This window comes from Devosia alba, assembly GCF_039938915.1.
In the GTDB taxonomy this organism is placed as follows: Bacteria; Pseudomonadota; Alphaproteobacteria; order Rhizobiales; family Devosiaceae; genus Devosia; species Devosia alba.
Genome location: NZ_JBDUUI010000007.1, coordinates 151,508 through 166,369, shown reverse-complemented (window position 1 = coordinate 166,369; position 14,862 = coordinate 151,508). Strand labels below are relative to the sequence as shown.

Genomic DNA, 14,862 nt, shown 5'->3' with positions numbered 1-14,862 from the left:
CGATCAGCCCTTGTTGGCCAGATAATAGGCGAGCAGACCCCGGGTCGAGCTATCGTGCCCTTCCCCGCTCTGAATGCCTTCCACCTTGGGCAGCAGCGCCTTGGCCAGCTGCTTGCCCAGCTCCACGCCCCACTGATCATAGGAATTGACGTTCCAGATCACGCCCTGGATGAACACCTTGTGCTCATAGAGCGCCACCAGTGACCCCAGCGTTTCCGGCGTCAGCTGCTCATAAAACAGCGTGTTGGACGGGCGATTGCCCGGGAATAGCTTGTGCGGTGTCAGCTCTTTGATCTGGGCCTTGCTCAGGCTCTGCGCCTTGAGTTCGGCGACCACTTCCTCGGCCGTCTTGCCCAGCATCAGCGCCTCGGACTGCGCCAGGACATTGGCCACCAGCTTGTCATGGTGCGGCGGCAGGCTTTCATGTGGCTTGGCGGCAATCAGGAAGTCGCAGGGGATCACGTCGGTGCCCTGATGGATCAACTGGTAAAAGGCATGCTGGCCATTGGTGCCGGGCTCGCCCCAGACGATCGGACCGGTTGACCAGCCGACGGGCTTGCCGGCCAAGGTGACCGATTTGCCGTTGGATTCCATGTCCTGCTGCTGCAGATAGGCGGCAAAACGGCCCAGCCGCTGGTCATAGGGCAGCACGGCATGGGTCGAAAAGCCCCAGACATTGCGATACCACACGCCCAGCACGGCCATGATTGCCGGCAGGTTTTCCTCCAGCGGCGCGCTGAGGAAATGCCGGTCCATGGCGTCGGCGCCTTTGAGGAAGCGGGCAAAATTGTCGTAGCCCACGGCAATGGCGATCGGCAGGCCAATGGCCGACCATACCGAATAGCGCCCGCCAACCCAGTCCCAGAAGCCAAAGATGCGGTCTTCACGGATGCCGAATTTGGCGCAGGCCGGGATATTGGTCGAGACCGCCGCGAAATGGTTCGGCACCGCCTCTTCGCCCAGCGTATCGGCGACCCAGTCGCGCGCCGTGCCGGCATTGGTCATGGTTTCGTCGGTGCTGAATGTCTTGGAAGCGATGATGAACAGCGTGGTCTTGGGGTCGAGGCGCTTGAGCGTGTCATGGATATGGGCGCCATCGACATTGGACACATAATGGGCCCGCAGATCGGCGCGCGTATAGGGTTCGAGCGCCAGGGTCACCATGGCCGGACCGAGGTCGGAGCCGCCAATGCCGATATTGACGATATCGGTGAACTGGGCCCCGCCATGGCCGCGAATGGCGCCGCTGCGGATATCGTTGCTGTAGCTTTCCATCGCCGCCAGCACGGCGCGCACGTCAGGCATGACGTCCTTGCCGTCCACCGGCACCGGCTGATCGCCCTGATAGCGCAGCGCCATATGCATGACGGCGCGGTCTTCGGTGAGGTTGATGTGCACGCCTTCGCACATCTGGTCGCGCCGTTCCTCGACCCCGGCAGCGCGCGCCAGATCGAACAGCGCGGCCATAGCGTCTTCGTCGATGCGGTTCTTGGAATAATCGAGCAGGATGCCGGCGCCGCTGGTCGAGTAGCGCTTGAAGCGGTTGGGGTCGACGGCGAACTGCACGCGCATCGGCTGCTCTTCGAGCCGCTTGCGGTGCTTGCCCAGGTTCGAAAAACTTGCCTTGCGTCCAGGTTTAGCCATGTCGAAGAAGCCCTTCAGGAAATCAGAGAACCGGCAGATCGCCAGCGGCCCAGGCCGCGCGCGTCTCTGCCGCATAATCGGTAAAGCGGCCGCCTTCGATCGCACCGCGACAGCCCTGCACCAGCTCTTGATAATAGGCCAGATTGATCTGGGAAAGGATCATTGCGCCCAAAATCTCTTCTGTCTTAACGAGATGATGCAAATAGGCGCGGCTCCAGCGGCGGCAATTGGGGTTGGGCGACGCCTCGTCGATCGGCCGATGGTCATCCCTATGCCGGGCATTCTTCAGATTGATGACACCAAAGCGGCTGTAAACATGGCCATGCCGGCCGGCACGCGTGGGGTGGACGCAGTCGAACATGTCGATGCCCCGGCCGATGGCGCCCAGAATATCGTCCGGCTTGCCCACGCCCATCAGATAGCGCGGCCGGTCGGTCGGCAGTTCGGGGGTGATCTCTTCGAGCACCCGAAACATCACGTCCTGCGGCTCGCCGACGGCCAGGCCCCCCACGGCATAGCCGTCAAAGCCGATCGACTTCAGTCCCTGGGCCGAACGCAGGCGCAGATCGGCGTCGTCGCCGCCCTGCACAATGCCGAACAGCGCCCGGTTCTGCTGGTTGTTGAACGCCGCCTTGGAGCGCTCGGCCCAGCGCAGCGACAACTCCATGGCCCGTTCGATTTCCTTGCGCTCGGCCGGCAGCTTGATGCACTCGTCGAGCTGCATGATGATATCGCTGTCGAGCAGGGTCTGGATCTCGATCGAGCGCTCCGGCGTCAGCTCATGGCTCGACCCGTCAATATGGGATTTGAAGGTAACGCCGTGCTCGGTCAGCTTGCGCAATTGCGCCAGCGACATCACCTGAAAGCCGCCGCTATCGGTCAGGATTGGCCGCTGCCAATCCATGAAGTCATGCAGCCCGCCCTGGCTGGCCACCCGCTCGGCGCCGGGCCGCAGCATCAGGTGATAGGTATTGCCCAGCAAGATATCGGCGCCGGTCTCGCGCACCTGTTCGGGATACATGGCCTTGACCGTGCCCGCCGTGCCGACGGGCATGAAGGCCGGGGTCTGGATATCGCCGCGCGGCGTATCAATCCGCCCCCGCCGCGCCAGGCCATCGGTGGCCGAAAGGGTAAAGGTAACTTGTTTGCTGGTCGTGCTCATGGAGCGGGTTCTAGCGGGTTGGTGCGGGGGACACAACTGGGCGGCGTTGCGATGCCGTCCTAGGTTGCCCGGATCAGCAGCGAGCTGTCCCCATAGGAATAGAACCGGTAACCGTCACGTATCGCGTGGGCATAGGCGGCCTTCATCACGTCAAAACCGGCAAAGGCGCTGACCAGCATGAACAGGGTCGATTTGGGCAGGTGGAAATTGGTCATCAGCAGGTCGACCGCGGCAAATTTGTAGCCGGGGGTGATGAAGATGTCGGTGTCGCCGCAGAATGGCGCCAGTGTGCCCGTCGCGCGCGCGGCGCTTTCGAGCAGGCGCAGACTTGTCGTCCCCACGGCGACAACCCGTCCGCCGGCGGCGCGGGCAGCGTTGATGCGCGCCACCGTTGCCGCGTCGATCTCGCCCCATTCGGCGTGCATGACATGGTCCTCGGTATCGTCCACCTTCATCGGCAGAAACGTCCCGGCCCCGACATGCAGCGTGACGCGCTCAATGCTGACGCCCATACCGGCGATTTTTTGCAGCAGTTGCTCGGTGAAATGCAGCCCCGCCGTCGGCGCCGCCACGGCGCCGTCCTCGGCGGCATAGACGGTCTGATAGTCGACCTTGTCGCGCTCCTCGAGGCCGCGCTTGAGCCCGATATAGGGCGGCAGCGGCATGGCGCCGTGCGATTTGATGGCCTCGTCCAGCGCCGCGCCGGCCAGATCAAACTGCAGCGTCACTTCGCCGGTCTCGCCCTTGCTGGCGACCCGCGCCGTCAGGGCATCGGCCTGACCATTGCCCAGCTCGAGCACATCGCCCACGGCCAGCTTCTTTGCCGGGCGGGCAAAAGCCTTCCACTGCGTGGCGTCGACGCGCTTGTGCAGGTTGAACGAGATATTGGCGCGGAACTCCCCGCGTATCCGACTGCCATGCAGTTCGGCGGGCAGCACGCGGGTATCGTTGACCACCAGCACGTCCCCGGCCCTGAGCAGGGTCAGGAGGTCGGGGATGTGCAGATCACTCAGCCCGGCCACTGGATCGACCAGCAGCAGTCGCGCACTGTCGCGCGGCTCGGCGGGATGCAGGGCAATCAGTTCTTCGGGGAGCACGAAATCGAAATCGGAAACTAGCATCGGTCCTGCCTAGCATTTCAAGGCAAATTCGCAAGGGCAATGCCATCCGGCCTGCCTTGGTCATGCCGCCATGCCGTAAATACACGACCCCTGCCCTTGAAACTTCGCATCTCAAGTGAGATTTGAGAGGGTAGGAGACATTCATGGCCACCGCCCGCAAACAGGCCCAGCGCGAAACACGCGAGAAGTTGCTGAACGCCGCCAGAAGCCTGACCGTGCGCAGGGGCATTGCGGCCCTGTCGACCCGATCGGTCTGCGAGGCGGCTGGCTACAGCCAGGGCGCATTCTACTCCAATTTCGATAATATGGACGCGTTGCTGCTAGCACTGATGGAGCGGCAACTGGCCGCTGAGATCGACAAGCTCAATGCCCTGATCGATGCCAAGACCAAAGGGAACCTTGATGAGCTCAACCAGGCTCTGGCCACCCATTTTTCCGAACTTGCTGCAGACGCCGACGGATCATTGCTATCGGTGGAACTGCAGGTGCACGCCCTGCGCGACCCGGCATTTGCCGCCCGCTTCGACACAACGCGCAGCAGCTATCTCGATGCACTTGGTGGCGTCATCGGTGCGGGGATGAGCCGCCACGGCCTGAGCCCGGCGCTGCCCGCGCGCGAACTGGCCAGGGGCCTGCACGCCCTGTGGACCGGTATGGCAGTGCAGTCCGCAGCAGACACCGAGACGTCCAGCGAGCGCTTGGTGCTCGCCTTCTTCATGGCGCTGGCTGGTGGCCAGCCCGACAACGGTCACACAGGCCGCACCGACGACGCACCAACGACCATTCAAAGGAGCCACAAATGACCATCAAGAATGTAACCGTGCTGGGTACAGGCGTACTGGGCGCGCAGATCGCCTTCCAGACTGCCTATAAGGGCTTTTCGGTCACCGCCTACGACATCAGCGATGCGGCAGTCGTCAAGGCCAAGACCTTTCTCGACTATGTTGCCGGGCGCTACCTTGCCGATGTGAAGGGGGCAGATCAGTCCACCATCGCGGCCGCCCGGTCCCGCCTGACCTTCGTGACCGATCTGGCCGCTGCGGCCAAAGACGCCGACCTGATCATTGAGGCTGTGCCCGAGAAAATCGAGCTCAAGCGGGAGATTTACGCCAAGCTTGGTGCCGTGGCGCCGGCCAAAGCCATCTTTGCCAGCAATTCCTCGACATTGCTGCCCAGCGCCATGGCGCAATCCACCGGCCGGCCCGAGAAGTTCCTTGCCCTGCACTTCGCCAATGAAATCTGGAGCAACAATATCGCCGAGGTCATGGGGCATCCGGATACCTCGCCCGAGGTCTTCCAGACGGTGGTCGAGTTCGCCCGTGACATCGGCATGGTACCGATCGAAATCCACAAGGAGCAGCCGGGCTATGTGCTCAATTCGCTGCTGGTGCCCCTGTTGTCCGCAGCGGGCCAGCTGCTGGTAAAGGGCGTGGCCACCCCCGAGGCGATCGACAAAACCTGGAAAATCGCCACCAAATCACCCAAGGGGCCGTTTGAGATTTATGACATTATCGGACTGAACACCGCCTATGCCGTGTCCTCGACACCCGGCAGCGGCCAGGAGAACTTCGCCGCCTACCTCAAGGAAAACTACATCGACAAGGGCAAGCTGGGCGTCACCACTGGCGAAGGCTTTTACAAGTACCCGCGCAACTAGCGCCCCACCATTGGCGGCAGCCGGGCCTTTCCCGGTCGACTTTGAGTGCTGGCAGGCGGACCCTCATCGCCCCGGGGAGCAGCAGCACTGCTCCCTACCCGGCCCGGCAACAGCGAGTCAAAAAAAAGACCCCCGGGGCCCATGCCCCGGGGGTCTGCCATTCACGCGATGAGTCGGGCTCAGGCGGCGATGTCGGCGGCAACCTTGACCGAGACCATCTTGTCGGGATTGCTGACCGGCTCGCCGCGCTTGATCTTGTCGACATTGTCCATGCCTTCAATGACCTGGCCCCATACAGTGTACTGTTTGTTGAGGAACGGGGTGTCGCCGAAGCAGATGAAGAACTGCGAATTGGCGCTGTCCGGGCTCTGGGCGCGGGCCATCGAGGCGGTGCCGCGCACATGCGGCTCATCGTTGAATTCCTGCTTCAGATTGGGGTATTTCGAGCCACCGGTGCCGCGGCCGTCGGGGCAGCCGGTCTGGGCCATGAAGCCCTCGATCACGCGGTGAAACACGATGCCGTCGTAAAAGCCTTCCCGTACCAGCTTCTTGATGTGCTCGACATGGTTTGGCGCCAAGTCCGGCCGCATGGCGATAACCACTTCGCCCTGGGTGGTTTCAATGACGAGGGTGTTTTCGGGATCCGCATATTCAGCCATGTGTCAGCAACTTTCGGTTGGAAATTTGTGGCCCGCATGTAAGGCCAAAGGGCGACGGGTGCAAGGTCGGCCGATCGCCTGCCCCTTCCCATCTTCCCCCAGAATGGGGAGGGACAGATCGAGTTTGAGGCACAATCGAGCCAAACCCACCGCGCGGTCCCTCCCCCTTCAGGGGGAGGTTAGGTGGGGGAGCGGCTTACTTATATTCAATCTTGGCGGCAACGATCTTGTCGGGGTTCGCGACCGCGCCGTTCTGTTCCTTGGGGCCCTTTTCCAGGCCATTGATCAGATCCATGCCGCTGATCACCGTGCCGAACACGGTGTATTGCCCATCAAGGAAGCTGGCATCCGCCGTCACCACGAAGAACTGGGAGTTGAACGAGTTGGGGTCCTGCGAGCGGGCCGCGCCAACGGCGCCGGGCTGGAAGCTCTCGGCGTTGAATTCGGCTTCGACGTCGGGCAGATCCGAGCCACCCATGCCGGCGCGCGACAGATCGAAATCGGCCGCGCCGGTCTTGCCAAACTTGACGTCGCCGGTCTGGGCCATGAAGCCGTCGATGACGCGATGGAACACCACGCCGTCATAGGCACCCTGCTCGGTCAGCGCGATGATCCGCTCGACATGCTTGGGCGCCAGGGCCGGCAGCAGCTCGATATCGACCACGCCGGCTTCCAGCGTCAGCATCAGATGGGGCGCGCCGGACTGGGCGAAGGCAGGAGCAGCGGTCAGGGCGGTGGCGCCGATAACGAGCGCGCCGAATAGGCGACGGGTGAATGCGGTCATGATTATTTCAGGGCCTTGAGAACGATTTGCGGGACGAAGGCGGAGATATCGCCGCCCATTTCAGCGATTTGCCGCACCAATGTGGCCGAGATATGCCGAACCGGCGGGCTGGAGGGCAGGAAAACCGTCTGCAGGTCCGGCGCCATCTGCGCGTTCATGCCCACCATCTGCATTTCATAATTGTAGTCGGTGGTGTCGCGCAGCCCGCGAATGATCAGCGTGGCGCCGTTTTCGCGCGCGGCATTGACCATCAGCCCGGCAAAATCGACAATCTTGAATTCGGTGTCGGTACGCCTGCCGACCGGGCCCAGCGCCTGCTCCAGAATCAGCAACCGATCGGCATGGGCAAACAGCGGCGTCTTCTTGCCCGGATTGACGCCAACGGCGACAACCAGCGTGTCCACCAGCTTGCAGGCGCGCTCGATGACGTCCAGATGCCCATTGGTCAGCGGATCAAATGACCCCGGATAAAACCCCACCAGCTTGCTCACGCCGCGCTCCCCTTGTTGTTAGGGCGGTTTTGTCACGGGCGCCGGGTCGAGGCAAGGGTGGCACCGCCCAGCAAGATCAACAACACACCACCGGTGAGAAACGCCGCCGGGGTGCCCCAGCGGGAAGCGATGGCGCTGCCGATCAACGGGGCCGACAGCATGGCGGTGACAATCACCGCCTCACCACTGGCAAATACCCGGGCAATCCGGTCAGCAGGCGCTTCGGCCTGCACGATGGTGCGATAGGGCACCAGCATGAAGGCCGTGGCGCCGCCAATGAACCCCAGCACAAGCAGAAATGCCGGTAGCTGCACGGCAAAACCCAACATGGCAATAAGCGCAATGGTGCTGGTGACAAGGCCCGACACCGTCGCGGCCAGCGCCATCGATCGCATGGGGTGGCTGGCAGCTATGCGGCCGGCCAACAAGGCGCCGAGCAGGCCCCCCAGCCCCGACGCCGAGATGGAGAGGCCGAAAGCCGTTGCGTCAAAGCCAAGCCCCTCGGCCAATAACGCAATCAGTGCGTCATAGAGGAAGAAAGAAAAATAGGCGCTGGCTGAAAAGATCAACGCGATCAGCAGCCGACGACTGCGCCGGAATTCGGCAAGTCCGGCCAGTAAACGCGTGGCGAAGGGCTCCATCCCTTCAGCATCCGTCGCGCGTTCTGGCACAGCGACGCCCAGGATGATAGCTGCCGCCAGCAGCGACAGCGCGCCATTGAACAGGAAGACGCTCTGCGCCGGCCAGAAGGCCAGCAAGGCGCCGCCGATGGCTGGTCCGGCAATTTTGGACGTCTGGTTGATCGCCTGATGCAGTCCCTGCGCATGGCCGAGCAACGAGACCGGCGTGGTCGCCTGAATAGCGGCCTGCCGGGCTGGGGTGAAGGCGCTGTCGATGCAGCCGCGCAGGAATACCAACCCGAGCAAAACTCCGGCATCACCGCTAAAGGCGAAGGCGAGGGTGACCAGAGCGCGACCGAGATTGGTGGCGAACAGCACGCCACGCAGCGGCGCGCGATCGACCAAAACGGCCAGCAGGGGGCCAATAATGACATAGGGCAGGCTCAGCGCAAGCGCGAACAGCGCCAGTGTGACCGGCCCCTGCCCCCAACCATAGACCAGCAGCGCCACGATGGCGGCGTAGTCGAGCCAGTCGGCGAAATCCGCCGGGACACAGGCCAGCGCCAGGCGGCGGGGCGCTGGCAGCGCCAGCAGGGATCGGTAACCTTCGGCTTTCGCTTGCGTCATCGGTTGCTATCTCCCCATCAGCAAAGCAAGCCACTAGGCTGGTAGTTGGCAGGCAGCCGCCTAAGCAGTTCAGGCCCGTTTCTGCAGCGCCAGCCACACGCCGCCGGCCATCAGGATAAGGCCCGAGACGCGGGATATGGCTTGCACGCGGCCAGCGCTGAGCAGGTGGCGCGCGCGACCGGCGACGATGGCATAGACCGCATCCGTCGAGCCGGCGACGAGCATGAAGAACAGGCCCAGCGCCATCACCTGGGGAAAGGTGGGCTGCGTCACGTCAACAAATTGCGGCAGGAAGGCACCGAGAAAAATCAGTGCCTTTGGATTGGAGAGGATGACGAGAAAACCCTCGACTGCCATGGCGCGTCGCGACTTGGTCTTTTCGGCGCGGGCGGCGCCCAGATCACCATCGGAGCGCCACATCTTCCAGCCCAGCCAGACCAGGTAGGCGGCGCCGAGCAGCTTGATCCAGTCGAAGGCCCAGCCCATGAACGCCACCAGCGCCTGCATGCCCAGGGCCACGACCAGCGTCATCACCAGGAAGCCCGCCTGGGTGCCCGCGACAATGGCAAGGCCCGCGCCGGTGCCGCGCGCCAGCGCATTGGCAACGATGACCGTGACGGTCGGCCCCTGCACGATGGCCAGCAGGAAACAGGCGCCAAGATAGGGAATGAGGGTGGTGAGGCTGAACATGGCCGACTCTCCTGGGAAAGCTCAGCAAGCCATTGTGGACCGGAAATGACAAGGGGCGCCGTGGGCGCCCCTGTTCTCATTCGTTGCCGCTCGGGACTACTCCTCGGTCGGCTCATCGGGCGCTTCGGGAGCGTCCGGCGCCTCGGGCGGCGTGGTGTCGTCGGCGCTCTGGGGCGGCACAGCGCCATCAGTCCCCTCGGCAGCCTCGGCCACTTCGTCCTCATCGATAGCTTCGGGCTCGCGGATGTGCTCGACCGACATCACCTTCTCGCCCTCGGCGGTGTCAAACACGATGACACCCTGGCTGCCGCGGCTGACAATGCGGATCGGCTTGTCGCCACCCACTGGCAGGCGAATGGTCTGGCCGCCATCGCTGATCAGCATGATCTGGTCATCGTCTTCCACGGGGAAACTCGACACCAGCAGGCCGTTGCGCTTGTTGACCGCCATGGCGACGATGCCTTTGCCGCCGCGTCCGGTGATCCGGTATTCGTGGCTGGAGGTGCGCTTGCCATAGCCGTTTTCGGAAATGGTCAGGATGAGCTGCTCGGTGGCACTCATCTGGGCGTAGCGTTCCTGTGGCAGATCGCCGGCGACCACGTCGGATTCGTCCGCATTGGTCTCGTCGCTCTGCTCTTCGCCACGTACGGCACGGCTCATCTTGAGATAGGCGGCGCGTTCTTCCGCGCTGGCATCGGAGTGGTTGATGATGGCCATGGAAATGACCACGTCGTCCTTGGCCAGATTGATGCCGCGCACGCCCATCGAATCGCGACCCTTGAACAGCCGTACATCGTCGGTGCGGAAGCGGATCGCCTGGCCCATTGCCGTGGTCAGCAACACGTCGTCATTGACCGTCGCCGTCTCGACGCCGACGATCTGGTCGCCCTCGTCGAGCTTCATGGCGATCTTGCCGTTCTGGCGCACTTCGATGAAGTCAGCCAGCGAGTTGCGGCGCACCGTGCCGCGCGTGGTGGCGAACATGATGTCGAGATTGGCCCAGCTGCTCTCGTCCTCGGGCAGCGGCATGATGGTGGTCAGCCGTTCGCCCTGCTCGAGCGGCAGGATGTTGATCAGTGCCTTGCCGCGCGCATTGGCCTGGGCCAGCGGCAGCCGCCAGACCTTGAGCTTGTAGGCAATGCCGCGGCTGGTGAAGAACAGCACCGGGGTATGGGTATTGGCGACGAACAGCCGGGCGACGAAATCCTCGTCGCGCGTGGCCATGCCCGAGCGTCCCTTGCCGCCACGGGCCTGGGCCCGATAGGTCGAGAGCGGCACGCGCTTGATATAACCTTCGTGGCTCACGGTCACGACCATGTCTTCGCGGGCAATCAGGTCCTCGTCGTCGAAATCGCCCAGCGATTCCGAGATTTCGGTGCGGCGCGGAATGGCGAACTGGTCCTTGATCTCGGTCAGTTCCTGGCGGATGATTTCAACCACCCGTTCGCGGCTGCGCAGGATATCGAGATAGTCCTCGATCTGGGCGCCCAGACCGTTCAGTTCCTCGCCGATTTCATCGCGACCCAGCGCCGTCAGGCGGGCCAGACGCAGTTCGAGAATGGCGCGGGCCTGCTCCTCGGAGAGGTTGAAGGTGCCATCTTCATTGATACGGTGGCGCGGATCATCGATCAGCGCGATCAGCGGCGCCACGTCCTGGGCGGGCCAGCGGCGGGTCATCAGCTGCTCACGCGCCGTTGCCGGATCGGGCGCGGTGCGGATCAGGGCAATGACTTCGTCGATATTGGCCACGGCCACGGCCAGACCGACCAGGATATGGGCGCGGTCGCGGGCCTTGTTGAGCAGGAAGCGGGCGCGGCGCGTCACCACCTGGTGGCGGAAATCGATGAAGGCCTGCAGCATTTCGCGCAGGTTCATCAGCTGCGGCTTGCCGCCATTGAGCGCCACGAAATTGCAGCCGAACGAGGATTGCAGCTGGGTGAAGCGATAGAGCTGGTTGAGCACCACTTCGGGCAGCGCGTCGCGCTTGATTTCCACCACCACGCGCATGCCGTTGCGGTCGGACTCGTCGCGCATGTCGGCAATGCCTTCAATGCGCTTGTCGCGCACCAGTTCGGCAATCTTTTCCACCATCGAGGCCTTGTTCACCTGATAGGGAATTTCCGTTATGATCAGCGCTTCGCGCTCCTTGCGGACCTCTTCGATGGCGACGCGACCGCGCATCATCACCGAGCCACGACCGGTCTCATAGGCCGAGCGGATGCCGGCCCGGCCCAGAATTACGCCAGCGGTCGGGAAATCCGGGCCCGGCATGACGGCCAGCAGTTCGTCAAAGGTGACCGATGGATTGTCGAGCACCAGCAGCGCCGCGTCGATGGTCTCGCCCAGATTATGGGTGGGAATATTGGTGGCCATGCCCACGGCAATGCCGCCGCCGCCATTGACCAGCATATTGGGATAGCGCGCCGGCAGGACCGTTGGCTCGTGCTCGGAGCCGTCATAATTGTCGCGGAAATCGACGGTGTCCTTGTCGAGATCGTCGAGCAGCGAATTGGTGACCCGCTGCATCCGCACTTCGGTATAGCGCATGGCGGCGGGCATATCGCCGTCGACCGAGCCGAAATTGCCCTGCCCTTCCACCAGCAATTGGCCCATGGAAAAGTCCTGCGCCATGCGGACCAGCGCCATATAGACCGACTGGTCGCCATGCGGATGGTATTTGCCGATCACGTCGCCGACCACACGGGCCGATTTGCGATAGGGCTTGTTGTACTCGTAGCCGTTCTCGCTCATCGAAAACAGGATGCGGCGATGCACCGGCTTAAGCCCGTCGCGCACATCGGGAAGCGCGCGGCTGACGATCACGCTCATGGCGTAATCGAGATAGGATTTCCGCATTTCATCGGTGATGGAAATCAGCGAAATATCGGAGGGCGGCAGCGCGCCAGTTCCGTTGTCGGTCGTATCGGTCACTGGGGTGATTCTATGTTGGTTTTGTTACCCGATTGATAGGCGATTCCGGCAGCAATTGCCAATTTGCCGCGCGGGGAAGCTGTGGAGAGGCTTTTGCGATCAACCGGCAGGGTAAAAAGCCTGCCCCGCCCATGCCGCCCTGCGCTCCCGACGCGGATTTGGCGCGGCTTCAGGCGGCAGAATTGAGCGTCAGGTCCAGTGCGCTGGCCAGGCTGGGTCGGCCGAACAGATAGCCCTGGCCAATATCGCAGCCAACCGCCTCGAGAAAGGCGCGCTGCTCCTCCGTTTCCACACCCTCGGCGACCACGATCTTGCCGAGCCGATGGGCCATCAGCACCGTCGTCTCGATAACCACCGCAGCTTTGGGACTGGGCAGGCTGCGGACGAAAGACTGATCGAGCTTGATAATGTCGAGCGGCAGGCTGGTCAGATAGCTCAGCGAGGAAAAGCCGGTCCCGAAATCATCGATGGAGATGGTAATGCCCATGGCGTTGATCTAGTGCAGGATATCGAGGTTTGCGGGGTCAGAGGCGATATCGACCGACTCGGTGAGCTCGATGTCCAGTCGCTGTGGCGACAGACCGGAGGCCTGCAGGGCCTGTTTGATCGAGCCCAGCAGATCGCCACGCGTGATTTGCAGGGCGGAAATATTCACCGATAGCTTTCCCTGCCAGTGCCATTGCGCGCGCTCTCGGCAAGCCTCGTGCAGAATCCAGTCGCCAATCTCCACGATCAGGCCGGTTTCTTCGGCCAGCGGGATGAACTCGGCCGGCGAGACCAGGCCAAGCTGTGGGTGACGCCAGCGGAGCAGAGCTTCCACCCCGACCATCTTGCCCGATTTGAGTTCAATCTGGGGCTGGTACACCAGAAAGAACTCGTTGCGCTGCAGCGCCTGTCGCAAGGCCAGGTCGAGCAGGCGCCGGTGTCGTATCTGGTGGCCATGCGCGGCCTCGTAGTGCACCGTCGGCAGTTGGCGGGACTGCGCAACCGTCAAGGCGATTTCGGCGTCCTGAAGCGCTGCATCGACACTGTTGTCCGGGCTGTCCAGGGCGGCACTGCCAAATACGGTGCTCAACATGATGGTGTGCCCGGCAATTTCATAGGGCCGTTCAAGCCTGGCCATGGCCTCGGCAATCGCTGGATTCATCGCGCTGCCCGTGGGGCCCTGGCGGGTAACAAAGGCAAAGACATCGCTGTGCAGCCGCGCCGGCAGGGCTTTGTGCAGGCGGGTCAGGCGCGCCACGACTTCTCCCGCGACCTGATTGAACACTTCATGTCCAAGACTGGCATTGATGCCGTCCAGCCGCTGCAGTCTGACCACCACCAGCACGCCTTTCGTGGGCGCTGCAGTGACCGCCTCGACAAAGGCATGGCGGGACATGGCGCCGGTGGCCTCGTCATGGCGCGCCAGATAGGCCAGTCGAGCCTGCTGTCGCTTGCTCTGACACCAGCGCCGGGCCCGCTCGTCAAGGAAACCGAGGGCGACCACGCCGACCACAATGGCGTGAAACAGGACCGTCTCCAGCACCACGGCGGCCAGATTCAGCGCCAGCCACGCTGCACATTCGACAACGAGACTGGCAACCAGCGCAGCGGCGGCCTGCTGGGGCAGCGAAAATCGCCGCTGCGTCAGCGCCAGGATGCAAGCCATCAGCAAACCCAGCAGACCTGCCGGGTAAATGCCCCAATCGGTCAGTGCCCGCCTCGCCTTGAGCGTTTCGGTGGCCGCAATCTGCACCATGCTGCCTTCGATGACACCGAAACGCGGCACCCGGAAAAAGTCGCGCAACTCGATGGCGCTGGCGCCGATGATCACCTGCTTGCCATTCAGCAGGGCGGGATCTGCAGAGCCATCGAGAATGGCGGCCACCGACAGGCGGGGGATGGCAGACAGATCAATACTGTAATCGATCATGATGGATGGGGTGGCCAGTTCGGAATCCGGCACCAGGGTCAACGGCACCGAGGGGATCGACCACAACATGGCCGGAACCGATTTCAGCAGGCTTGTGCCGTCGCCGTCCACATTGACCAGCACTGGCCGGGCAAGCGCCTCCAACTGTGGCAGGGGCCGGTTGAGCAGGATTTCGCCGCCCGTTGAGTTCTGCTGGAACGCCGCCAGATAAGCGTAGCCCCCGGCCCGCTCCAAAGCCGCCGCAAAGGCCGCATCGGCGGTGGGGGTGGACGCCGCACTGAAATCAACATCGAACACGACATCGAGCGCCCCATAGGCCATCAGGCGATCGAGCAATTCGGCGTGGACAGTGCGCGGCCAGGGCCAGACGCCCACAGCCTGCAGGCTCGCGGAGTCAATCTCCACCAGCACCATGTCGCCGCTGACTGGCCGTGAGGACGTTTCAAAACGCCATCCCTGCAGGGCCTGGTCGACAGTAGCGAACCAGCCGAGCCCGACGGCGCCCCATAGCCCGGCAAGCAGCACGATCAGGCTGGCGATCCGCACGGCGACTCTCATCGG

The 14,862-nt window shown here is 63.1% G+C and carries 11 protein-coding genes and 1 pseudogene; 2 read left to right on the top strand and 10 right to left on the bottom strand.

Going from position 1 to position 14,862, the window contains the following annotated elements; translation table 11 throughout:
- Positions 1–3: 3 nt before the first annotated feature.
- From pgi to queA, 3 genes are read right to left on the bottom strand one after another with little or no spacing between them, the layout of a single operon-like run.
- Positions 4–1,644 carry a glucose-6-phosphate isomerase gene (pgi, locus tag ABFY71_RS12215; protein WP_347946268.1) on the bottom strand — a complete coding sequence of 547 codons (1,641 nt, stop codon included), beginning with the start codon at positions 1,642–1,644 and terminating at the stop codon, positions 4–6.
- A 22-nt stretch (positions 1,645–1,666) separates the two neighbouring features.
- Positions 1,667–2,806, bottom strand: coding sequence for a tRNA guanosine(34) transglycosylase Tgt (gene tgt / locus ABFY71_RS12210; protein ID WP_347946266.1), 1,140 nt, complete (start codon positions 2,804–2,806; stop codon positions 1,667–1,669).
- 59 nt (positions 2,807–2,865) lie between these two features.
- Positions 2,866–3,927, bottom strand: coding sequence for a tRNA preQ1(34) S-adenosylmethionine ribosyltransferase-isomerase QueA (gene queA / locus ABFY71_RS12205; protein WP_347946264.1), 1,062 nt, complete (start codon positions 3,925–3,927; stop codon positions 2,866–2,868).
- 143 nt (positions 3,928–4,070) lie between these two features.
- Between queA and ABFY71_RS12200 the strand changes: the two genes are divergently transcribed.
- Together ABFY71_RS12200 and ABFY71_RS12195 are read left to right on the top strand one after the other, a co-directional pair.
- Positions 4,071–4,730, top strand: a complete 660-nt coding sequence (locus ABFY71_RS12200) for a TetR/AcrR family transcriptional regulator (RefSeq protein WP_347946262.1) — start codon at positions 4,071–4,073, stop codon at positions 4,728–4,730.
- Complete coding sequence (locus ABFY71_RS12195; RefSeq protein ID WP_347946260.1) at positions 4,727–5,584, top strand: 3-hydroxyacyl-CoA dehydrogenase; 858 nt, start codon at positions 4,727–4,729, stop codon at positions 5,582–5,584. The genes ABFY71_RS12200 and ABFY71_RS12195 overlap by 4 nt, the downstream gene beginning before the upstream one ends.
- Before the next feature lie 179 nt (positions 5,585–5,763).
- Here ABFY71_RS12195 and ABFY71_RS12190 read toward each other — a convergent pair whose 3' ends face one another.
- The 7 genes and pseudogenes from ABFY71_RS12190 to ABFY71_RS12160 all read right to left on the bottom strand — a co-directional run bounded on the left by ABFY71_RS12190 (position 5,764) and on the right by ABFY71_RS12160 (position 14,859).
- The gene (locus ABFY71_RS12190; protein WP_347946259.1) at positions 5,764–6,243 is read right to left on the bottom strand and encodes a peptidylprolyl isomerase; all 480 of its coding nucleotides are present in this window, start codon (positions 6,241–6,243) and stop codon (positions 5,764–5,766) included.
- A gap of 196 nt (positions 6,244–6,439) precedes the next feature.
- A complete protein-coding gene (locus tag ABFY71_RS12185; protein WP_347946258.1) occupies positions 6,440–7,027 on the bottom strand; it encodes a peptidylprolyl isomerase in 588 nt (195 codons plus the stop codon).
- Positions 7,028–7,029: 2 nt separating this feature from the next.
- Positions 7,030–7,518 (bottom strand): pantetheine-phosphate adenylyltransferase, encoded by a 489-nt coding sequence (coaD, locus tag ABFY71_RS12180; protein WP_305577924.1) that lies wholly within the window; start codon positions 7,516–7,518, stop codon positions 7,030–7,032.
- Between the two features lie 32 nt (positions 7,519–7,550).
- Positions 7,551–8,765: an MFS transporter gene (locus ABFY71_RS12175; protein WP_347946256.1), complete on the bottom strand. Its 1,215-nt coding sequence runs from the start codon at positions 8,763–8,765 to the stop codon at positions 7,551–7,553.
- Between the two features lie 69 nt (positions 8,766–8,834).
- Positions 8,835–9,455, bottom strand: a complete 621-nt coding sequence (locus tag ABFY71_RS12170) for a LysE family translocator (RefSeq protein ID WP_347946255.1) — start codon at positions 9,453–9,455, stop codon at positions 8,835–8,837.
- A 96-nt stretch (positions 9,456–9,551) separates the two neighbouring features.
- The gene (gyrA, locus tag ABFY71_RS12165; RefSeq protein WP_431021532.1) at positions 9,552–12,311 is read right to left on the bottom strand and encodes a DNA gyrase subunit A; all 2,760 of its coding nucleotides are present in this window, start codon (positions 12,309–12,311) and stop codon (positions 9,552–9,554) included.
- A gap of 244 nt (positions 12,312–12,555) precedes the next feature.
- A pseudogene (locus ABFY71_RS12160) lies at positions 12,556–14,859 on the bottom strand (putative bifunctional diguanylate cyclase/phosphodiesterase).
- Positions 14,860–14,862: the final 3 nt, after the last annotated feature.